Source organism: Paraburkholderia phenazinium, assembly GCF_900141745.1.
Lineage (GTDB): Bacteria > Pseudomonadota > Gammaproteobacteria > Burkholderiales > Burkholderiaceae > Paraburkholderia > Paraburkholderia phenazinium_B.
The window spans coordinates 3,504,802-3,525,719 of the sequence record NZ_FSRM01000001.1 but is presented as its reverse complement, the minus strand read 5'-3'; the positions used below and the strand labels follow the sequence as shown (position 1 = coordinate 3,525,719).

At 62.3% G+C, this 20,918-nt stretch carries 17 protein-coding genes; 4 read left to right on the top strand and 13 right to left on the bottom strand.

The annotated features are described in order from the left end of the window. The first annotated feature begins 11 nt into the window (after positions 1 to 11). The gene (locus tag BUS06_RS15800) at positions 12 to 3,224 is read left to right on the top strand and encodes a multidrug efflux RND transporter permease subunit (RefSeq protein WP_074265120.1); all 3,213 of its coding nucleotides are present in this window, start codon (positions 12 to 14) and stop codon (positions 3,222 to 3,224) included. Between the two features lie 54 nt (positions 3,225 to 3,278). On the opposite strand, the gene BUS06_RS15795 is transcribed toward BUS06_RS15800, so the two are convergent. The 7 genes from BUS06_RS15795 to BUS06_RS15765 form a co-directional block, all read right to left on the bottom strand. Further along, positions 3,279 to 4,664, bottom strand: a complete 1,386-nt coding sequence (locus BUS06_RS15795; protein ID WP_074265119.1) for a Fic family protein — start codon at positions 4,662 to 4,664, stop codon at positions 3,279 to 3,281. A gap of 278 nt (positions 4,665 to 4,942) precedes the next feature. Next, positions 4,943 to 6,145 carry a tetratricopeptide repeat protein gene (locus BUS06_RS15790; protein ID WP_074265118.1) on the bottom strand — a complete coding sequence of 401 codons (1,203 nt, stop codon included), beginning with the start codon at positions 6,143 to 6,145 and terminating at the stop codon, positions 4,943 to 4,945. A 16-nt stretch (positions 6,146 to 6,161) separates the two neighbouring features. Next, a complete protein-coding gene (locus BUS06_RS15785) occupies positions 6,162 to 6,590 on the bottom strand; it encodes an ExbD/TolR family protein (RefSeq protein ID WP_074265117.1) in 429 nt (142 codons plus the stop codon). A 15-nt stretch (positions 6,591 to 6,605) separates the two neighbouring features. Then, entirely contained in the window at positions 6,606 to 7,031 is a 426-nt protein-coding gene (locus tag BUS06_RS15780; protein WP_074265116.1) for an ExbD/TolR family protein, read from the bottom strand. A 3-nt stretch (positions 7,032 to 7,034) separates the two neighbouring features. After that, positions 7,035 to 7,955 (bottom strand): MotA/TolQ/ExbB proton channel family protein, encoded by a 921-nt coding sequence (locus BUS06_RS15775; RefSeq protein WP_074265115.1) that lies wholly within the window; start codon positions 7,953 to 7,955, stop codon positions 7,035 to 7,037. Between the two features lie 80 nt (positions 7,956 to 8,035). Continuing rightward, positions 8,036 to 8,737: an energy transducer TonB gene (locus tag BUS06_RS15770; RefSeq protein WP_074265114.1), complete on the bottom strand. Its 702-nt coding sequence runs from the start codon at positions 8,735 to 8,737 to the stop codon at positions 8,036 to 8,038. 913 nt (positions 8,738 to 9,650) lie between these two features. Next, positions 9,651 to 9,998: a DUF4148 domain-containing protein gene (locus tag BUS06_RS15765; protein WP_074265113.1), complete on the bottom strand. Its 348-nt coding sequence runs from the start codon at positions 9,996 to 9,998 to the stop codon at positions 9,651 to 9,653. 409 nt (positions 9,999 to 10,407) lie between these two features. Here BUS06_RS15765 and BUS06_RS15760 point away from each other — a divergent pair, with 409 nt between their 5' ends. Genes BUS06_RS15760 through BUS06_RS15750 form a run of 3 tightly spaced genes read left to right on the top strand, consistent with a single transcriptional unit; the run spans position 10,408 to position 13,251 of the window. Further along, complete coding sequence (locus tag BUS06_RS15760; RefSeq protein WP_074265112.1) at positions 10,408 to 11,085, top strand: response regulator transcription factor; 678 nt, start codon at positions 10,408 to 10,410, stop codon at positions 11,083 to 11,085. Between the two features lie 10 nt (positions 11,086 to 11,095). Then, a complete protein-coding gene (locus BUS06_RS15755) occupies positions 11,096 to 12,499 on the top strand; it encodes a sensor histidine kinase (protein WP_074265111.1) in 1,404 nt (467 codons plus the stop codon). 38 nt (positions 12,500 to 12,537) lie between these two features. Then, positions 12,538 to 13,251, top strand: coding sequence for a winged helix-turn-helix transcriptional regulator (locus BUS06_RS15750; protein WP_074265110.1), 714 nt, complete (start codon positions 12,538 to 12,540; stop codon positions 13,249 to 13,251). A 117-nt stretch (positions 13,252 to 13,368) separates the two neighbouring features. Here the strand turns inward: BUS06_RS15750 and BUS06_RS37850 are convergent, their stop codons facing one another. The 6 genes from BUS06_RS37850 to BUS06_RS15725 all read right to left on the bottom strand — a co-directional run bounded on the left by BUS06_RS37850 (position 13,369) and on the right by BUS06_RS15725 (position 20,902). Further along, the gene (locus BUS06_RS37850; RefSeq protein WP_167379391.1) at positions 13,369 to 13,518 is read right to left on the bottom strand and encodes a hypothetical protein; all 150 of its coding nucleotides are present in this window, start codon (positions 13,516 to 13,518) and stop codon (positions 13,369 to 13,371) included. A 61-nt stretch (positions 13,519 to 13,579) separates the two neighbouring features. Then, positions 13,580 to 13,852 (bottom strand): DUF4148 domain-containing protein, encoded by a 273-nt coding sequence (locus tag BUS06_RS15745; protein ID WP_074265109.1) that lies wholly within the window; start codon positions 13,850 to 13,852, stop codon positions 13,580 to 13,582. Positions 13,853 to 14,004: 152 nt separating this feature from the next. Continuing rightward, entirely contained in the window at positions 14,005 to 15,492 is a 1,488-nt protein-coding gene (locus tag BUS06_RS15740) for an efflux transporter outer membrane subunit (protein ID WP_074265108.1), read from the bottom strand. Next, positions 15,485 to 16,702 (bottom strand): efflux RND transporter periplasmic adaptor subunit, encoded by a 1,218-nt coding sequence (locus tag BUS06_RS15735; protein WP_074265107.1) that lies wholly within the window; start codon positions 16,700 to 16,702, stop codon positions 15,485 to 15,487. Before BUS06_RS15735 ends, BUS06_RS15740 begins: the two co-directional genes overlap by 8 nt. Beyond that, positions 16,692 to 19,943 carry an efflux RND transporter permease subunit gene (locus BUS06_RS15730; protein WP_074265106.1) on the bottom strand — a complete coding sequence of 1,084 codons (3,252 nt, stop codon included), beginning with the start codon at positions 19,941 to 19,943 and terminating at the stop codon, positions 16,692 to 16,694. The genes BUS06_RS15735 and BUS06_RS15730 overlap by 11 nt, the downstream gene beginning before the upstream one ends. 284 nt (positions 19,944 to 20,227) lie before the next feature. Beyond that, positions 20,228 to 20,902, bottom strand: coding sequence for a response regulator transcription factor (locus tag BUS06_RS15725; RefSeq protein WP_074265105.1), 675 nt, complete (start codon positions 20,900 to 20,902; stop codon positions 20,228 to 20,230). Positions 20,903 to 20,918: the final 16 nt, after the last annotated feature.

Sequence of the window (20,918 nt, the reverse complement as noted above, 5' to 3'; positions counted from 1 at the left end):
CAGGAACCTGAGTGCCCTCATTTTTTATCGACCGGCCGGTCTTCGCATGGATTGTCGCGCTTGCCATCATGGTGGCAGGCGCGATCGCCATTCCGCAGCTTCCCGTCGCCCAATATCCGCGTCTCTCGCCGCCGCGCATCGTGATCGTCGCGAGCTACCCGGGCGCAGCCACCGAGGTGGTGGACGGCGACGTGGGCAGCATCATCGAGGAGAGTCTCGATGGCGCCGATGGGATGCTGTACTACGAAACCAGCAGCGACGGTCAGGGCAATCTGGAAATCGACGCGACCTTCTCGCCCGCCACCAATCCCGACATCGCGATGGTCGATGTGCAGAACCGGCTCAAGCAGGTCGAGCCGCGTTTGCCGCAGCAGGTGGTGCAGAACGGCATCAGCGTCTTCAAGGCCTCGAATACGTTCCTGATGCTGGTCGCGCTCACGTCCACCGACGGCACGCGCGATTCGTCCGACCTTGGCAGTTACATGAACCGCTACGTGATACGCGAGCTGAAACGCGCGCCCGGAGTGGGTTCGGCGCAACTGTGGGACTCCGATCAGGCCTTGCGGATCTGGCTCGATCCGATGAAGCTGCGCGAATACGGACTTGCCGCCGGCGACGTCAACGCCGCGATCACGGCCCAGAACGCCACGGTGACGGCCGGCACGCTCGGCGACGCGCCCTCGGTGCCGGGGCAGGAGCTGGTGGCCTCGGTGGACGTCAAGGGGCAACTGGTATCGCCGGAGGAATTCGGCCAGATTGTGCTGAAGGCGAAGCCGGACGGATCGGCCGTGCGCCTGCGCGATGTGGCACGCGTCGAACTCGGCCGCGACGATTACTCGTTCTGGTCGCGGCTGAACGGCCGCTCGTCCGCGACCGTCGGGATTCAGTTAGGACCGCGTGGTAATGCCCTGGAAACCTCGAACGCGATTCGAGCGCGCCTCGCCGAACTGTCGAAGAGCTTGCCGCCCGGCATACAGATGCAGATCCCTTTCGACAGTGCGCACTTTGTGCAGATCGCGATTCGTGAGGTGGTCTACACGCTGATCGAAGCTGTGGTGCTAGTGTTCTTCGTGATGTGGCTGTTCCTGCGTGACCTGCGTTATACGCTGGTGCCGACGGTGGTGATCCCGGTCACGCTGATGGGCGCGTTCCTCGCGATGTGGGCGTTCGGCCTGTCGATCAACGTGTTCACGATGTTCGGCCTCGTGCTGGCGATCGGGATTCTGGTCGACGATGCGATCGTGGTGGTCGAGAGCGTGCACCGCGTGATGGAAGAGGAGGGCTTGCCGCCGCGAGAGGCGACCCGCAAGGCGATGTCGCAGATTGGCAGTGCGATCGTGGGTGTGACCGCGGTACTGACGGCGGTGTTCGTGCCGATGGCGTTCTTTCCGGGCAGCGTCGGCGGCATCTACCGCCAGTTTTCGGTGGCGATGATCGCCTCGATGCTGGTGTCGTCGTTCATGGCGCTTTCGCTCACGCCGGCGCTCTGCGCCAACCTGCTGAAACCGACCGGCTCGACGCCGCACCAGCGCGAAGCGCGCCGCGGTCTGCGCGGCCTGTTCGCGCGCGCCGCCTCGAAGTTCGCCGAGGGTTTCGACGGGGCTTCGCATGGCTACCGCTGGCTTACCACGCGCACCTCGCAACGTATCGGGCGCATGCTCGCCATCTATGCGGTGCTGGTCGGCGTCTGCGGCTTGCTCTACTGGAAGATGCCGGGCGGCTTTCTGCCGACGGAAGATCAGGGACAACTGCAGGTGATGGTTCAGTTGCCGGCCGGTTCGACCCAGGCGCGCACGCTGGGGGTGATCAAGCGGGTCGAGCAGATCCTGAATCGCCACGCCGAGATCGCGCACGTGACGAGCCTGATTGGCTGGAGTTTCCAGGGCAGTGGCCAGAACGTCGGCATGGCCTTCGTCGAACTGAAGGACTGGGACAAGCGCACAGTCAGCGCAATCCAGTTGCAGGACCAGTTGAATAGCGAATTCGCGAGCATTCTCGATGGCAGGGTAGACGCGCAGTTGCCGCCGTCGGTACCGGGGGTGGGGCGCTCGGACGGCTTTGTGTTCCGCATGGAGGATCGCGGCGGCGTCGGTCTGGACGCGCTTAAGGCGGCGCGCGAGGACCTGTTCGCGAAGGCCAAAGCCGATCCGGTCCTTGCCGATGTGCATTCCGAAGACCTGCCCGACGCGCCGCGTGTCGAGCTGACGATCGACCGGGCCAAGGCCTATGCGCTGGGTGTGTCGTTCGACAAGCTTTCCGACCTGCTGGGCAGCACCTTCGGTTCGACCTATGTCGACGACTTCCCGGCTTCGGGTCAGATGCGGCGCGTGGTGGTGGAGGGTGACGCGTCGACTCGCATGACCGACGACGATCTGATGGCGCTCTCCGTGATGAATTCGCAGGGGGCCATGGTGCCGCTGTCGGCTATCGCGACGCGCAAGTGGACGGTCGGGCCGGTGGCGTTGAGCCGCTACAACGGCTACCCGTCGCTCGACGTGAGCGGCCGCGCGGCGCGCGGCTACAGTTCGGGCGCGGCGATGAAGGAGATGGAGCGGCTCGCCTCGGCGTTGCCGGTAGGCGTGGCGTACGACTGGGTGGATGCCGCGCGGGAGGAAACGCTGGCGGAGAAGCAGACGCCGCTGCTGATCGGTTTGTCGCTGCTCGCCGTTTTCATGGCGCTCGCCGCGTTGTACGAAAGCTGGACGATTCCGTTCGCGGTGCTGATGGTGGTGCCGCTTGGCGTGATCGGCGCGGTGTCGGCGGTGTTGATGCGTGGCATGCCTAACGACGTGTACTTCAAGGTGGGGATGATCACCGTGATCGGGCTGTCGGCGAAGAACGCGATTCTGATCGTGCAGTTCGCCCGCGATCTGCATGCGCGCGGCCTGCCGCTGACGCGTGCGGTGATCGATGCCTCGGCCGCGCGCTTCAGGCCGATCGTGATGACTTCAGCGGCGTTCCTGCTGGGCGTGGCGCCGCTGGTGATATCGGGCGGAGCAGGGGCCGAGAGCCGTCAGTCGATCGGTACCGGCGTATTCGGCGGGGTGCTGGCGGCCACGCTCCTTGGCCTGGTGTTCGCGCCGGTGGCGTTCCACGCGGTTGCGTCGCTGACGCAGGGCAAGCGCCGGCGTCTGGCTGACGCCGGGCATGTCGCGGCGGATGAGCGTAGGCCGGATGGGCCGGTGAGCCCGGCGCGCTCGGACCGGGAGATGGAGTCGCAGTAGGTAAAGCGATGTCGTCGGCTCATGCCATGTGCGCCGACGGCGCGCCTTTCTTCGCTACTCGGTGACAGGGCGTCCTGCATCGACCCAACGCATCAACTCGCGTAGCGTCAGGCGGTAACGGGCGAAGTTATGCTCGCCGAGCCGGACGATATCTCCTTTGACGATCTCGGCGAGCTTCTCGGCATCCTGCGCAGGGAGGTCAAATTCGGCGATGGCCGCCCCGAGCGGATGGCCTTCTCGCACAACGCGGCTCACCAGTTCGTTGATGGCATCGCGATGCGTCGCGCGAAACAGATCGGGCAGGCCCGCCGCCTGAATCTGCACGGCATATTTCCCGATCGAGCGGCGGTAGGTCCACGCGAACAGATCCGCAGCGATGCTGACGTCCAGCTTCTCATACACGCCGATCCTCGCGCGACTATAGTCGTCGTCCGTCACGTCGAGAAAACTGAGCGGCGCGCAGTTGTACATCAGAAGCGGGATATTTGCGCTGAGCCGGCTGGTTCGCTTGTTGCCGTCCTCGAACGGCTGGAGGTAGGCGAGGTTCACCCAGAGGAAGAAAGCGGCCTCTACGGGATTCTTGATATCACGTGCCTTCGCAACGATGATGCCGAGCATCTCCTCGAGCAGCGAAGGCATATGTGCCGGCACATACGCCGTGTTGCTGATGTTGACGACCTTCTGGCGAATCGCCCCGAGCGAATCTTCGTCGTGCAGCAGGCCCTGCATCAACAAGGTATGGATGTTCCGGATCACCATCACGGTGAGCCCATAGAGCGGCACCTCGTCGATCAGGAACTCGATCGCGCGCTTGTGGTTGAGCAGCATGATCGCGTCCTTGTCCTGCGGGTTGGCGTGCCCCGACCGGAACAGGACCTCGGTATCGAGCCGGGTGTAGCGGTTGCCTTCGAGCCGGGACGACGAAAAAGACAGGTCGATCAGCAGTGGCTCGATGACATTGCGCGCGTACGTGCCGGCGGGCTGTTGTCCTTGCATCCGTCCTTCTCGATAGAGATCGTTTGCGAGCGACTCAGGCAGCAGGAACGTCTGATTGGGTTCGTAATCGTCGACGAACTTGCGCTGATAAGTTACCGGCTGACGGGCGCCGAGAGGCACCTCGAGAGCAGCGAGGAGATCGCTTGAAGACGGAGACCACGAGGGGGATCCCGTTGGAATTACTGAGCCGGGACGTGTGACGGAGGAAGGCGCGGGTGCTTGCACCGCACCCTCGAAACTGGCAAGGCTGTAACGGGAGGCCGAGGTACTTCCCGACTGGACTACTTTTCCGTCCGCTTTGAGCCGGTTCAGGTAGCGGAGTACCGTCGCCGGCGGCTCACCCAGTGCCGCCGCGATGTACGACCGGGACAACTCGTGGTGTCCCAGATCGCGCTGCCTGGCCAGAAACCTCAGAACGGTGTCGTACAGTCCGCGCTTCGCCATTTTCTCGCTGGATACCTGCAAAATTGATTCAAGATTGATTCTTGAATCAATCTTAGCTCAAAACGGACGGAAAATGAACCAAGAATGATCCAAGATTGATCTAAGAATGATTCAAGACCCATAAATTGATCTAAGAATGATCCAAGATTGATCTAAGCCGGCGTCAGCGGGGAGACGAAACGAAGGGAAGGGAGCAAAAAAGAATCGCGCCGCTAACCGGGACTCGGAGAGTCCAGCTTGCGGCGCGAGGTACAGCGTGTACAGCGAAGGAGGAGCGCTTACTTCGACGCCACCAGAATCCACAACCGCGCCAGGTCAGCCGAGCCGTCGTCGCCCTTGACCGCCTTGAACGCCTGAATCGCCTTCTGCTTCTGCCCGGCGAAGTAATACGCTTCGCCCAGATGCAGCTGCGCCTGATCCGGATGCGGCAGACCGCCCTTGGCAATCAGCCCTTCCATCGTCGCCAGACCTTGCGGCGCCTGGCCCGCGAAGACCTGGTTGAACGCCAGATCGAACGGCGGAATCGGCACACCGTTGCTGTCGACCGTGCTCGTCGCACGCTTGGTCGCCAGCGCCTGCAGACGCTTTTCGCGGTCCGCACCGGCGTCCTTGCCGAGCACGCCTGACGAGAAGCCCTGATCCACCACCTGCTTGCCTTCAACCGGAGTGCCGGCAAGGATCGACAACTGCGTCATCTGCATATAGTCGTCAGCCGTCGTCAGCGAACCGGTAGCACGGCGCAAACGGTAGGTGTCGATATCCAGATTCGACGCGTAACCCGGCTTGCTGCGGATCGCCGAGAACAGATCATCCCAGTACGACTGCTTCGGGTGGTACGCCACCAGCTTTTCGAGCGCACCGCGATAGGTGGCCGAGTCGTTGGAGCGCTGCGCGCACGTGCCCAGCAACTGCAGCTGCGATTCGTCCGGAGCATGACCGGCACGCGCCTGTGCATCCACCGTAGGCTTGAGCAGGCTCACCACGTTGCCGCAGTCGTTCGACAGGTAGTACGACTGGATCAGCAGGGTCCGCATGTCCGGATCCGTGCCGCCGGCCTTCATGTAACGCTGCGCGGTCTTGATCGCCAGAGGATAGTTCTTACCCTCGAAGTAGATGCCAGCGAGAGCAGCGGTGGTGCGTTGCTCGTCGGCGCCCGTCAGCTTGCCCGAAGCGAGCAGCGTTTCGTAGGCCTTCGCTGCGGTACCGGAGTCGCCGGCCGCAGCGGCAGCCGCGCCGCGCATCTCTTCGATCATGTAGTTTTCGTAGGGCGTCTTGTTCGGGACTGCGTCGGCCTGCGCGATCTTCGCCAGCGCGTCCTGATACTTGTGAGCCCGGTACGAATCCTGCGCCGCGTTCAGCGGCTTGGCCACTTCGGGACGCAGGGTGTCGGCAGCATGCGACACGGTCGGCAGCACGACGAGGGCAGACAACCCCCCGAAAGCGGCCGCTATCACGGCACGCTTGAACCGTTGATGGATCATTAGCACTCTCACATCCTTATTGCATGTACTGCTCGTTGCCGATCAACCCGATCTTGGTGGCGCCAATACGTTGTGCGGCAGCCAGCACGGCAGCGACATCCTTGTACGGCACCAGCTTGTTCGGCAGCAGATGAATCTCAGCCTGCACCGGCTCGGCAGCAACCTGAGACAGTTTCGAGTTGAGGGTGGCCTGGTCCGGAATAACCGTACCGTTCCACATCATCGTGCCGTCGAAGTCGATATCGATCTGCACCACTTCCGGCTGGACCGCCGGAGGAGGTGGGTTGCCGACTGGCAGGTTCATCTTGATGGCGTGCGTCTGGATCGGAATCGTGATGATCAGCATGATCAGCAACACCAGCATCACGTCGATCAGCGGCGTGGTGTTGATGTCGACCATCACATCCGGTTCGCCGCTTTTACCTGAAGAGACGTTCATTCCCATAATCGATTCCCTTCCTCAGCCCCCGCGCGGCGGCGGCTCAGTGATAAATGACACCTTGGCGATGCCAGCACGCTCGCAGGCGGTGATCACGCGGCCGATAAACTCATAACGCGTGTTCTGGTCGCCACGCACGTTGACTTCCGGCTGCGGTTGCATCACCGACACGGTCTTCAACTGCGTGAGCAGCGTCGCTGCATCCACGTGCTTCTCGTTCCAGAAGAAATCGCCATCGCGGTTGACCGCGATCACGATACTTTTGGGCGTGGTCTGCAGCGGCTGGACTGCCTCATTCGGCAACTTCACCGGCACCGTGTGCGTAACAACAGGAATCGTGATCAGGAAGATGATCAGCAAAACCAGCATCACATCGACTAGCGGCGTGGTGTTGATGGCGGAGATGACTTCGTCCTCATCCCCCTCTTGCCCGACGCTCATAGCCATGGCTTACCCCGCGTGTTCGACCAACGTAGCCTTCTGGGCTGCAGCCGGGCGCTTTGCGCGGCCGCTGCCGGCCAGCAGGACGGTGTGCAGTTGTGCGCCGAAGCCGCGGACGCGTTCCATCACCGACTTGTTGCGGCGAACCAGGAAGTTGTAGCCGAGCACCGCCGGAACTGCCACTGCCAGACCGATTGCCGTCATGATCAGCGCTTCACCGACCGGACCTGCCACCTTGTCGATCGAAGCCTGGCCGGCGATACCGATAGCCGTCAGTGCGTGATAGATACCCCAGACCGTACCGAACAGGCCGACGAACGGCGCCGTGGAGCCGACCGTACCGAGGAAGGCGAGGCCGTCCTGCAGGCGGTTCGACACGTTGGTGATAGCGCGCTCGACCGACACGTCGATCCAGGTGTTGCGGTCGACGGCTTCGAGGAGCGCTTCGTCATGGTGTTCACCGGCATCGATCGCGGTTTCGGCGATGAAGCGGAACGGCGAACCTTCGTCCAGCATCTTCGCGCCTTCGGCGAGCGAAGGCGCGGTCCACAGCTGTTCGTCCGCGCTCTTGAAGCGGCGGTTCGCACGGAACTGTTCGAAGAACTTCGTGATCATGATGTACCAGCTGCCCATCGACATGATCACCAGCAGGATCAGCACGAAGCGGGCAACGAAGTCACCGTTTTTCCACAGGGCGCCAAGACCGTACGGGTTGTTGACGGTTTCGGAGGTGGCGGGTGCCGGCGGCGGCACAGCCTGGTCCGCCGGTGCTGCTGCGGGTGCGGCCGTCGGTGCGGCGTCGGTTGCCGATGCTGCTACGGTTGCGTCGCTAGCTTGCGCGTAGGCAATTTGCGGTGCGACAAAGGTCGTTGCCGTGGTTACGGTCAACACCATGCTTGCCGCCACTGCGGCGAGAGAACGCTTCTTCATGTCTGCTCCAGTTCATGCGTTGAACTTGTACAACGTGACTAATAAATCGCTACCGGTACCGCTCGGTTCGTGGGTTCAGTTCAGTTCAGGTTGAACGAGAACGGAACCTGGACACGGACAGGTTGGCCTTGGGAAACGCAACTAAACTTCTTTACCGCATTGAACGCCGCGCGATCGAGGGAAGAGTCATCCGACGATTTCGCGACATGCTCATCCGTAATATGGCCCTGCGGATCGACTACGAATTCGATGAGTACGTCACCCGTGACGTTGTTTTCCTGAGCTTCCTTCGGATACACCACGGTTGAGCGGATCTGGTCGGAGTTCGGGCACGCCACGTCGACCTGGGCGCTCACCGGCTTCGACGGGGCCGGCGGAGCGGGCGGGGCAGGCGGCGGTGCCGGCTGCGCCACGACCGGAGCGGCCTGGTGCGTAATGGTGGGCTGCGGCGGAGTCGGCACGTTGACTTCCGGCGGCGGCACGAACGGCGGCGGCGGCGGCGCGAACTTCGGCGGCGGCAACTGCACGGTCGGCAACGGCGGCGGAGGCGGCGGCTTCACCGGCTCGATGATCTTGGTTTCAATCGGATGTTGAATGACCTGCACCACCTTGGTGGCGAGGCCATTGAGCAGTGCATAGATCAGCACTATATGGAGGAGAAGAACGGCGGCAATACCGCCAAAGCGGCGCACGGGGTTCTGCTGCTTTTTCCCGAATTCGCGCGGGCGCCCAGTTCTGTGAACTGCGGTCGTGCCCGCCGGAAACTGCCCTTCAACTTTCATAACCACCTTCGTTCCTCCCGGCGTGAACCGCCCATTTCCGTGACTGCAGCGTTCTTGCTACGTCGAAACATTGTTTCCTTCAGCCCTAACGAGGGCGCGCAACATTCTTTTTGGACTCCAGATGGGCGGGCCGTAGCACTCGACTCGAGCCTAAAGGCTTGCGCCTTGGGTTCAGATCCCGGGTTGCAACGGCTATAGGCCGTCTGTGTGCAAGGCGCATGCCCGCGTCGGACAGATTCTGAGCGGTCCGCGGGGATGAGCGGAAACAGCCAGTAATCTATCTGCGTAGAAGTACTAATAGACGGTATTTGATACATCCCCTTCGCTTTGGCGCAGGCCGTGACGGACGAAAAGATGCTCGAACGTCACACGTATTTCACAGACCGTCATTAGCTGCGGCTGTAATTCCTGCGACGGAACGATATCAGTTCAAAATCTCGCGTCAAACTTTTTTTGATGGGGGCATACTGTGTTTAGAGGATGCGCTCTAATCATGTGGAGCGCATTTCGCCGGCCAGCTTACAAGAGTGAATGGTTGGGGCGAAAAAGTCGTTTAACTTCAACGTTATGCCAAATGCTTTTGTAAGCTTGTGAAGGCTGACGTTAATACTGATTTACGACGCGATAAAAAACAGCGTCAACGCCTTGCGCTACGCGACACGATTCTAAAGCAGGTCGCCGGTTGGCTGCACGGGAAAAAAACGTACCGCGGGGTGTGCGAAATGGATAGCCACGCGCATCGTGCAATGTCCGCGAAGTTCGCGCGTGACAAGGGCGGCGCCTGCAAATGATGAGAGCGGGATGAGGACTGCAAGCGCGAGAAGCGCGCTTGCAGGGTATTCGCCTAGACGCCTGGTTTCGACGGTCTGTGCGGCGGATTTCAAAGGCACGTGAGCGCTTGCCCGATGCACGGTCAGCTCGCCGGGTTCACTGCGCCGGTCGTTGCCGGTGCCGCGGTGTTATCAGGGTGCGCATCGGTCGCTGAAGCGGGCGGCATGCAGTCGGCGCGGTATTCGGCCTGCAGCTTCGCTTCGGCCGCCTCGAGGTCGGCAGGGTAGACGTTTTCGTCCGTGGCGGGGTTGTAGCCCATGGCCTCCAGTTCGCCGAGTTCGCGCATCAACTGCTTGTGCGTGACTTCGCCCTTGAGCTTCGTGAACGGATAACTGTTGCATTGCTTTGGCGTGAGACCGGGAGCGGCCATTGCAGAAGCGCTGCCGGCGAGCAACAGGGCCATCAAAACGGTGCGTGTCGCGAGTTTCATGTTTGCATCCCTTGGTGGAGTACTTCGTACAAAGGCAGCCAGGAAAAAGTGGCTACCGGATGCAAACAGGCTAGTGGAGGGCCCATACCGTTTCGCCCTCTTAACGATGAAAGATCGTTCATCTTTGCGCCGCCGCCGGGGAGGGCGTCAAAGCGTGCGCTGCGCGCGGATCCCCGTGAGTTCTGGGCGCCTTTTCCTTGTTTAAATATTTTTTAATGAAACCGATATGTGAGCGTTACGGCCTCGCGCGTAGCCTGTGGCCATCTGTTGTCCACGTTGCGGCGCCCGGCGCGCCGTCCGCTTCCGAACTCAAACCTGCAAGCCGAATATGGCATCATGTACTTCTACTGATAACCGGTCGCGCACGCCGCTCAGGTCGGCTGAGTTCGCTGTCGCGCGTGAAATCATCATGTCGCGAGTGCTGACAATCGAAGATGACGAGATCACCGCCAACGAAATAGTCGGCGAGCTAAAAAGCCGCGGCTTCACCGTGGACTGGGTGGCGAACGGCCGTGATGGCATGGCGCGCGCCGTCAGCGACGAATACGACGTCATCACGCTCGACCGCATGCTGCCGGGCGTCGACGGCCTGACCATCCTCACCACCATGCGCAGCATCGGTATCCAGACGCCGGTTCTGATGCTGAGCGCGCTCGGCGACGTGGACGAACGCGTGCGTGGTCTGCGCGCGGGTGGCGACGACTATCTGACCAAGCCGTTCGACCCCGAAGAAATGACCGCGCGCCTCGAAGTCCTGCTGCGCCGCAGTCAAACGCCGGCCACGCAGTTCGAAACTACGCTACGCGTCGGCCCGCTCGAACTCGATCTGATCTCGCGCAAGGTCCAGCGCGATGGCGAGGAGATCGTGCTGCTGCCGACCGAATACCGCGTGCTCGAATTCATGATGCGCCACGCCGGCCAGACCATTACCCGCACCATGCTGTTCGAAGCGGTGTGGGGTTACCACTTCGACCCGGGCACTAACCTGATCGACGTGCACATGGGACGTCTGCGCAAGAAGATCGATCCTCCCGGCGTGAAACAGATGATCCAGACCGTGCGGGGCTCGGGCTACATCCTCGCGTGAGCAGATAACCTTGACGGACAACTCTTTCCCCGCGCAATCCGCACTGGGGCGCCGTTGGCATTCCACGACGTTTCGTCTGATCGCGGTGTACGCCGTGATCTTCTCCATTTCCGTCATGTCGCTGCTGGGCTTCATCGGCGCCGCGGTCACCGGCGACATGGAGCACGAGACCGACGTCGTGATGCAGTGGCAGCTCATCTACTTCGATTCGATGCCGCATAGCGCGCTGGCCGATGCGATCCATCGCCGGCTCGAGCACGAGCGCATGCATGCCAATTACTACGGTCTGTTTTCGCCTGACGGCCACTATGTCGCGGGTGACGTGCTTGCGCTGCCGCCGGGACTGGCACCTGACCGGGGCGGCGTGACACTCGCCCGCAACAGCCTGCAGACCTTGAGCGGGGAGCCCTCGCCCGTGGTTCGCGCAATGGCCGAACGCCGTCGCGACGGCGAGACCCTCGTGCTGGCGCGCGACCTCACCCATATCCTGCGGATTCGCCAGACCATCATCAACGCGCTGATCGGCGGCGGGCTGTTGTGTCTCGTTGCCGGCGTGGTGGGCGGCCTTGCGCTGAGCGTGCGGCAAATGCGCCGCCTGAAGGCGATTCGCCGCGTCACGCTGCGCATCGCCCAGGGCGATCTCGGTCAGCGTTTGCCGATCGGCGGGCGCGATGAGATCGACATGCTTGGGCACCTCGTCAATCACATGCTCGAGGAAGTGGAGCGCCTCATGAACGAGGTCAAGGGCGCGTGCGACGGTATCGCCCATGATCTGCGCACGCCGCTCGCACACGTGCGGACGTTGCTCGGGCACATCGCGGAACGCTCGGATATCCTCGATGACGTTGCCGTGTCGGCGCTGGTCGCGCGTGCCCGTGACGAGACCGACGCGTTGCTCGACCGTTTCCGCGCCATGCTGCGCATTTCGGAGATCGGCACGCTGCAGCGGCGCGGCGGTTTTGCGACCGTGGAACTGCAGGCGCTCATCGAGGAAGTCGGCGAACTGTACGAACCGCTGGCGGAGCTTCGCTCGCTGCAGTTTGTTGTCGAATCCGAAGCCGTCGAGCCGATCCACGGCGATCGTGCGCTGCTGTTCGAAGCGTTCAGCAATCTGCTCGACAATGCCTTCAAGTTCACACCGGCCGGCGGCGTGGTGCGCATGTCGTTGCGCCAAACGCCCGCAGGGCCGCTGGTCGAGATCGTCGACAACGGGCCTGGCATTCCGCTCGATGAGCGCGACGCGGTGCTGCAACGCTTTTATCGCGGCGAGGGTACTCGCCATCTGGCGGGCTCGGGTCTGGGGCTTTCGATCGTCTCTGCCGTGATGCGTGTGCATGACTTTACGATCCGCATCGGTAATGCGGAGCCTGGCGCGTGGGTGAGCATCGAATGCTGGTCGAGGACGCTCGCGTGAGCCTTCCCGCTCTCTTTCCCTTCTGCACGGGAGGTTGAATGCGTATCCTGTTCGTCGCCGCGTCCCATCCCGAATCCGCCTGGCTCTATAAAGCGCTGCAGGAGAGCGCACACAGTCTGCAACGCGCCGAGGACGTGCGCGACGGCGCGTTTCTGACCACGCAGGAGCCGTTCGACGCGATTGTTGTGATGGCCCTCGACGCCTCGTCCTATGCAAGCCTGCTGGAGACGCTGCCGCAATTCGTCACGGCCGGTGCGGGCGCGGCGATCATCGCCGTGCTTGGCCACTCGAACGCCCAGGACCGCAGCCGGGTGCTGCGTGCGGGCGCCGACGCCTGTTTCGGGCAACCGTACTCCTTCATCGAACTGCACGAGCGTCTGCAGGCGTTGCGGCGCACGGCGGCCTCGCGCGCTGCACACGATTTGCCGCCGGCGATGGCGACCGCTCCCGGTGAGGCGAGCGCCACGCTCTCACTGGATCCGCTGACGCATGAACTGGTCGACGGCGAACGGCGGCTGGTGGTGACGCGGCGCGAGTATCTGCTGATCGAATGCCTGATGCGCCAGTTCAACGCGCCGGTCCCGCGCGAGCAACTGATTCGCTATGCGTGGCCCGAGAAGGACGATGTCGACCCGTCGAGCGTCAATCTGGTGGTCTCGCGTTTGCGGCGCAAGCTCGCACAATATCTGCCGGAAGTGCACATCGAGACCGTCAGCCGTTACGGCTACCAGATCAGTACTGGATCGCACTGAGGGACGCCGCCCACCCCTTTCCTCAGGGTGATACGCCTCAAATCTTAAGACGAAGCCGCAATGAAACGAACGCGCTAACCCGTATGGGGAGCGCGCTCGTGTCGTTCATGCTGACGCTCATGAACCGAAATACGGTGTGCAGAAGCCGGGCGGTCCGACACAGCCGTTGGCGGTGTCGGGGCCGGGCGCCGCGCAGCCGGATAGCAGCAGTCCGGCGGCGGCGAGCGCGTAAATTACGGCGCGCTTGAGTACGGTACGGGCTTTCATGGCTCTGATCCGGCGTGAAGCGGTATGGACAGCGCGCGCAGCGGCGTCTATTCCGCTAGCCTTAGTGTTCGTAGATCGTCGAGTTGAGATACTGCATCTGGCCATCCTGTTCGGCATGCACCAGTTCCTGGTAGACCTGCGCACGCGTCTTGGGGGCCTGTTCCTCGCCATACGGCGGAACCCATTGGCCGGCCTGCTCGACGGTGGAGTTCGAGTTCTGTGCCAGTTGTGCCGAAGCGGCCGGTTGCTGCGTGGTCGATGCACTGGTTTGCGCGAAAGCGGAAGCGGTAGCCGTGGCGCCCACAAAAGCGATAGCGATCATCAGGTATTTCATGTTGGTTGTCCTTACGAATTAGTGGTCGGTCTATATCGGGTTGCCTGACCGCGGCGCGAAGTTAAAAGCGAAGTAAAGAATTCGCTGCCCGGTTGATTAGAAGGATAGTCGCCGGGGGATAGCGGTTCGACGATCTAAACGTGAAAAGAAATTTATCCACGTGCAGCGGATAGCGCCTTTGCCTGAACCGGCGTAGCAGGCGCGGCTGCCACCGCCGTCTGATCCGCCGACCATCCGCCGCCCAGCGCCTCGATCAGTCCCACCGAAGCCAGTAAGCGCCGCGTATTCACGTTCAACGCGAGGATCTGCGTATTCAGTTCAGTGGTCTGCGCGGTCACCACATCCAGATAGCTGACCGTTCCATCGCGATAGCGCGACATCGAGAGATTCAAGGTGCGTTGCGCGTCGGTGAGCGCTTCGTCCTGCTGCGTCGCCTCATCGCCAAGATGATGCAGCTGGGCCAGATTGTCTTCGACCTGCTGGAACGCGAGCAGCACCGCTGCCTTGTATTTCGCGCCGTTTTCCGCCAGCTTTGCACGCGCTTCCTGTGTCATGGCTTCGCGGCGGCCGCCGTCGAACAGGGTCATCACGAGACTCGGACCGATCGACCAGATTTCGTTGGGCGCCATGATCCACGGCGAAAGCGTGTCGCTCTGGAAGCCACCGTCGAGTCCCAGCGAAACGTCCGGGAAGAACGCCGCCTTGGCGATGCCGATCTTTGCGTTCGCCTCAGCCACGCGCCGCTCGGCAGCGGCGATATCGGGACGCCGCTGCAGCAGCGCCGAGGGCAGGCCGGTTGGAATGGACGGCAGATAGGCGAGGCCGGTCGATGCTGTGAGCGAGAACGACGACGCCGGCACACCGGTCAGCGATGCAATGGCGTGTTCGTACAGTGCGCGTTGAGCCTTGACGTCCTCGGCAGCGGCACGCGCCGAAGCGAGTTGCGTCTGCGCGCGCGATACATCGAGGTCCGAAGCAATGCCGCCGGCGTGACGGCTCATCGTGAGCTGCAAGGCGCGTTCATAGGTGGTAATCGTGTCCGCCAGCAGTTGTTGCTGCTCGTCGAGTCCGCGCAGATTGAAGTAGGCGTCCGCAAGACTCGCCTGCAAGCTCAGACGCACGGAGGCGAGATCCGCGTCGCTAGCCTGGGCGGCCGCCTGGCCTGCGGCTACTTCGTTGCGCACCTTGCCCCACAGATCGAGGTCGTAGTTGATGCCGACGTCGACCGTGTTCGAGCCATACACCGAAGGTTCGCCGGAGCCGCGCAACGGCCGGTTCTCCGATTGCCGGTTGCTCGAGACATTGGCCTGCGCGCCGATGGTCGGGAACAGGCCCGAGCGCGCCTGCGCCAGATAGTCGACGGCTTCGTCATGGCGCGCCACTGCAGCAGCGACGTTCGGATTGGCCGCCGCCACCTGCACTTCGAGCTTGTCGAGCACCGGGTCGCGATATACCTGCCACCAGCCATCGCGCGGCACCTGATCGGCGGGTTTGGCCAGTTGCCAGGCACCGCTTTCCTTGAAGGCCGTCGGAATGGCCGTGGGCGGCACCTGATAGACCGGTGCGAACGAGCAGCCGCTAAACAGTGCGCTGACGGCCAGCGCCACGCACAGGCTGCGCTTTAACTTGAGCCTAGCCATGGGCGCGCTCCGCGTCGCCATGGTCGGCGAGCGACGTGGAAGATGGGTTGGCGGCGTGCGCCGCCGCGATTCGCACCGCGTCACCTGTGGCGATCGAGTCGGGCGGGTTGTCGATCACGCGGTCGCTGGCCTCGAGGCCCGAGCCGATTTCGACCTGGGTGCCGAGATCCGTGGCGATGGTGACGGGCTTGAGTATCGCGTGATCGCCCTTGCCGACCACCGCCACCTGCAAGCCGCTTTGCCGGAAGATCAACGCGCTGGCTGGAACGAGCAGCGCATGAGGGTCGGTGGGCATTGCGAAGTGGACTTCGGTGTATTCGCCTGGAATCAGCAGGCCGTTCTGGTTATCTACCTCGAGTTGCACGAGCAATGTGCCCGAAGACTGTGTGATCGAATCGTCGGTGTCGAGCAGCTTCGCTTCGAATGTCATCCCGGGACGCTCAGGCATGGTCAGCGTTGCCGTCATGCCCGGCTTGATGGCTGCAGCGTCGCTTTGCGGCACGCTGACATACACCCGCAACTGACGCGCGTCGGAAACCGTAAACAGTTCATGACCGTCACCGCCGCCTGCGTTGATCAGGTCGCCGATATCGGTCTTGCGCGCGGTGACGACGCCATCGAACGGCGCGGTGATCCGCTTGAACGATTCAAGTGCTTCGAGACGGTTCACATTCGCCTGGGCGCTTGCCACGATCGCCTGCTTGGCAGCCAGGTCGCCGGTCTTCTCATCGGTGTCCTGCTGCGAGACGGAATCCTGTTTGAGCATTTCGGTCCAGCGTTTGGCGGTGGATGCCGCGAGCTTTTCGTTCGCCTGCGCGTCCTGCAAGTCGGCTTTGGCCTGCAGCAATTGCTGGTCGAGATCGGGCGTATCGATCAGGCCGAGCAGTTGTCCGGCCTTCACATGCGTGCCGATATCCGCGTACCACGCGTGCAGATAGCCCGGCACCCGTGCGTAGATGGGTGCGTCGACGAAGGCGGACAGATGACCTGGCAGAACCAGGGATTGCGTTGCGCCCTGTTGACCCGGCGTATGCGCGGCGACGGTCGGAATGGCCTGCGCGGCAGACCACGCGGTCATTTCCTGTTTGGCGTGCACGCGGGTAAAGATGCCGGTTGTCACGATCCCCGCAGCAGCGAGCAGCACGACGATGCCAACCAGCTTCAGATGACGTAGCCGCTTGGGCGAATTGATCTCGATCTCAGTGGACATGGAGGGCTCCGGTTTCGGAAGTAGGATGATTTTTTTCTTTGACAGGAGGGTGCTTCGCCGCATCGCGACGGTGCACCAGGCTGAACACAACCGGGACGAACAGCAACGTGGCGAAGGTTGCGCAGATCAGACCGCCGATCACCGCGCGTCCAAGCGGCGCGTTCTGTTCGCCGCCGTCGCCAAGACCGAGCGCCATCGGCGCCATGCCGATGATCATCGCGAGCGCGGTCATCAGCACTGGGCGAAAGCGTGTGAAGCCGGCTTCCATTGCTGCGACCAGCGCGTTGCCCGTGACGGTGAGGCGTTCGCGTGCGAAGCTCACCACCAGAATGCTGTTGGCCGTGGCCACGCCCATGCAGAGAATGGCGCCGGTCAACGCCGGCACCGAGAGCGGCGTATGCGTGGTGAACAGCATCCAGACGATCCCGGCGAGCGCAGCAGGCAACGCGGTGACGATGACGAATGCATCGGACCACGAATGGAAGTTGACGACAATCAGCATGTAGATCAATGCGATCGCGCCGACGAGGCCAAGCGAGAGTCCGAGGAAAGCGCTGTTCATCGTCTCGACCTGGCCGCGCAAGGTGACCGTCGAGCCCTTCGGCACGTCTTTCGCCGTGGCATGCAGGATGTGCTGTATATCCGTTGCGACTGCGCCCAGATCGCGCCCCTGGGTGGTTGCAAATACGTCGTAGAGCGGCTCGATGTTGTAGTGCGAGACGACCGCATCGCCGACGCCGCGCTCGATCGTCGCAATGCCACCCAGAATCTGCGACTGGCCGTTCTTGCCTGTGATTGGCAAATTGTTCAGCGCCGAGAGCGACTCCATGCGGTATTGCGGCGTCTGTGCGACGATCGGATACGACACACCGTTATGCGGATTCAGCCAGTAGGTGGGCGACACCTGGCTCGTGCCAGAGAGGCTCGCTACCACGGAATTGGTCACGTCCTGTTCGGTGATGCCCAGTTCGTCCGCGCGCGACCGGTCGACCGCCACGGTGAACTGCGGGTAAGTCGACGCCTGCTGGATGCGCGTATCGGCAATGCCCGGAATCAGGCGCATGCGACGCATCACTTCGTTGGCGTAGCGATGGTTGGCATCCTGGTTCGGGCCCGCCACCTGCAGGTCGATCGGTGCCGGTGAGCCGAAGTTCAGAATCTGGCTGACGATATCAGCCGGCAGAAACGAGAAGGTCGTGCCGGGGAATTCGCGCGGCAGGATCTTGCGCAGTGTTTTCACATAGCCGGCGGTAGGTGCATGATTTTCGTTCAGCGAAATCATGATGTCGCCGTCGTTCGGCCCCGTAGTGCCGCTATTGTTGTAGGTCAGGTTGATACCGCTGTTCGGCAGCCCGACGTTGTCGATGATGCTGCCGAGTTGATTGGGCGGCACTACACTGCGCACGGCGTTCTCGATGTGATCGAACTCGGCGGCGGTATCTTCGATGCGCGTGCCGACCGGCGCGCGGACATGAAGCGAGATTTCGCCCGAATCGATGTCGGGAAAGAAATTGCGCCCCAGCCATGGCGCAAGCAGGAACGACGCGCCGACCACGATCAGAAAGCCAACCACGAAGCGCTTGCGGTTGGTCAGCGCGAGGCCAAGCACGATGCGATACACAGCACGCACGCGTTCGAAGCGATGCTCGAAGCCCCGCTGAAAGCGCACCAGCGGATTGCGCGATGCGGGTGGGTGATGGTGGCCGCCGTGCGGTTCCATCGCCGCCGCCAGTTCGCCGGAGGCATGACCGCCCGACGCATGCGGCTTCAGCAGATACTGCGCGAGCATCGGCACGAAGGTGCGCGACAGCACAAACGACGCCACCATCGCAAAGATCACCGCTTCGGCCATCGGCACGAACAGGAAGCGGGCGATGCCGTTCAGCAGCAGCATCGGCACGAACACGATACAGATACACAGCAACGAGACGAACGCCGGCCCGACGATCTGCGCGGCGCCATCCATGATCGCGCTTCTGACATCCTTGCCTTGCTCGAGGTGCCAGTTGATGTTTTCGATCGTGACGGTGGCGTCGTCCACCAGAATCCCGACCGCAAGCGCAAGACCGCCTAGCGTCATCACGTTGAGCGTTTCGCCCATCGCCGAGAGGCCGGCAATCGCTGCCAGCACGGCGAGAGGAATCGACGCCGCGATGATCAGCGTCGAGCGCCAGCTGCCGAGGAACAGCAGAATCATCAGCGACGTCAGCGCCGCGGCGATGATGCCTTCCCGCGCCACACCGCTCACGGCGCCCTTCACGAAGGTGGATTGATCGCCCATCGTAACGAGCTTGAGCCCGGGTGGTAGCGTCTCCTCGATGCGCGGCAGTTGCGCCTTGACACCCGCGATGATGTCGAGCGTGGAGGCTGAGCCGTTCTTCAGGATACTCATCAGTACCGCGCGGTGTCCGTCCACGCGTACGATGTTGGTCTGCGGGGGATAGCCGTCCCGCACGTGGGCGACGTCGCGAATATAGATGGTTGCGCCGTCCACGGTCTTGATCGGCAAGTTGTTCAGTTCCTGCAGCGACAGCGGGCTGTTGTTCAGCTTGATGTTGTATTCGAAGCTTCCGATCTTCTCGGTGCCCGCCGGGATGATCTGGTTCTGCTGCGCCAGGGCGTCGGCGACATCCTGCGCGGAGAGTTTCTTTGCCTGCAGCGCTTGTGGGTCGAGGTCGATCTGCACTTCGCGGGTCTTGCCGCCGTAGGCGGTCGGAATCGCCACGCCGGGCACGCTCAGCAGTTGCGGACGGATGAAGTTGGTCGCGTAGTCGGCGAGCTTCTGTTCGTCGAGTGTGTTGCTGGTGAGCGCCAGTTGCAGAACCGGCACGGTCGAGGCGTTGTAGTTGAGGATCTGCGGCGGCGTCGTGCCAGGCGGCATCTGCTTCAGTACGGTCTGCGAAACCGAGGTGACCTGCGCCGTGGCCGTGCGAATATCGACGTTCGGCTGGAAGAATATCTTGACGATGCCGTAGCCGCGAAACGATTGCGATTCGATGTGCTGAACATCGTTGACCGTGGTGCCGAGCGTGCGCTCGTAATACGTGACGATGCGCCCGGCCATGTCGTCCGGTTGCAGGCCCGCGTAGTTCCACACCACGCTGATCACCGGAATACGGATGTCGGGGAAGATATCGGTTGGCGTGCGCAACGCGGACAGCGGGCCGATCAGGACGATCAGCAGCGCAAGCACGATGAACGTGTAAGGCCGCGTTAGCGCTAGCCGGACTATTTTTAACATCGAAAGCTGCTCCGTTCAGAATGGCGCGATGACTCGGCGGCGTCAGTCGGTTAGGGCAAATCCCACTGGTGGATTACCCGATGTCGGTATTCTGTAGAGCAGGCCCTAACACCCTGCGACTAAAAAAATGAAACAAGTTTTAGTTGCCAGGCATGACGAAATTCACAGTACGGTGACGATGCGTTGGCCGTGCGGCAGCGCGATCACGTGCAAAGACACACAGCGCGCCGCATTGGGCACGCTGTGTTCGATGAGAGGGGAGAGGGCGGCGACGCGCTTGCGCGTCAACCGAACAGGTAGCCGGAGCCGCGAATGGTACGGATCAGTGGACGCTCGCCCGGCACGTCCACCTTCTTGCGCAGACGCCCCACGTGCACGTCAATGAGGTTGGTGCCCGGATCGAAGCGGCAACCCCACACCGCTTCGAAAATCATCGTGCGCGTTAGCACCTGGCCTGCATGACGCATCATGAATTCGAGGACGCGGAATTCGGTCGGCTGCAGTTCGAGTTCGCGCTTGCCGTGGGTGACGCGTCGGCGCACCAGGTCGAGCTCAAGCGCACCGGTACGCAGCAAGGTCTCGGCCTTGGCATTACGCGGACGCCGCCGCAGCAGTACTTCCACGCGTGCAAACATCTCGTCGGCTGAGAACGGCTTGGTCAGATAGTCGTCGCCACCGGCGCGCAGCCCCTGAATGCGATGATCGACATCGGACATCGCGCTCATCACCAGCACCGGCGTTTCCATGCCCACACCGCGCATGGTGGCGACGATCGTCAGACCGTCGAGATCCGGCAGCATGCGGTCGAGCGTGACGACGTCGTATTCGCCTGCCATGACCTTGGCCATGCCTTCGCGGCCGGTGCGAGCCACGTCGACCGAGAAACCGCTCGATGTGAGCGTGCGCACGATATCGTCCGCGATCAGTTCATCGTCTTCGATCGTCAGTATCTTCGGCATGGTTCGCTAGCGTATT

Bases quoted from the DNA above. Each gene is read 5' to 3' on its own strand.
- BUS06_RS15795 (WP_074265119.1), bottom strand. From the start codon at position 4,664: ATGGCGAAGCGCGGACTGTACGACACCGTTCTGAGGTTTCTGGCCAGG.
- BUS06_RS15790 (WP_074265118.1), bottom strand. From the start codon at position 6,145: ATGATCCATCAACGGTTCAAGCGTGCCGTGATAGCGGCCGCTTTCGGG.
- BUS06_RS15785 (WP_074265117.1), bottom strand. From the start codon at position 6,590: ATGGGAATGAACGTCTCTTCAGGTAAAAGCGGCGAACCGGATGTGATG.
- BUS06_RS15780 (WP_074265116.1), bottom strand. From the start codon at position 7,031: ATGGCTATGAGCGTCGGGCAAGAGGGGGATGAGGACGAAGTCATCTCC.
- BUS06_RS15775 (WP_074265115.1), bottom strand. From the start codon at position 7,955: ATGAAGAAGCGTTCTCTCGCCGCAGTGGCGGCAAGCATGGTGTTGACC.
- BUS06_RS15770 (WP_074265114.1), bottom strand. From the start codon at position 8,737: ATGAAAGTTGAAGGGCAGTTTCCGGCGGGCACGACCGCAGTTCACAGA.
- BUS06_RS15765 (WP_074265113.1), bottom strand. From the start codon at position 9,998: ATGAAACTCGCGACACGCACCGTTTTGATGGCCCTGTTGCTCGCCGGC.
- BUS06_RS15760 (WP_074265112.1), top strand. From the start codon at position 10,408: ATGTCGCGAGTGCTGACAATCGAAGATGACGAGATCACCGCCAACGAA.
- BUS06_RS15750 (WP_074265110.1), top strand. From the start codon at position 12,538: ATGCGTATCCTGTTCGTCGCCGCGTCCCATCCCGAATCCGCCTGGCTC.
- BUS06_RS37850 (WP_167379391.1), bottom strand. From the start codon at position 13,518: ATGAAAGCCCGTACCGTACTCAAGCGCGCCGTAATTTACGCGCTCGCC.
- BUS06_RS15745 (WP_074265109.1), bottom strand. From the start codon at position 13,852: ATGAAATACCTGATGATCGCTATCGCTTTTGTGGGCGCCACGGCTACC.
- BUS06_RS15740 (WP_074265108.1), bottom strand. From the start codon at position 15,492: ATGGCTAGGCTCAAGTTAAAGCGCAGCCTGTGCGTGGCGCTGGCCGTC.
- BUS06_RS15735 (WP_074265107.1), bottom strand. From the start codon at position 16,702: ATGTCCACTGAGATCGAGATCAATTCGCCCAAGCGGCTACGTCATCTG.
- BUS06_RS15730 (WP_074265106.1), bottom strand. From the start codon at position 19,943: ATGTTAAAAATAGTCCGGCTAGCGCTAACGCGGCCTTACACGTTCATC.
- BUS06_RS15725 (WP_074265105.1), bottom strand. From the start codon at position 20,902: ATGCCGAAGATACTGACGATCGAAGACGATGAACTGATCGCGGACGAT.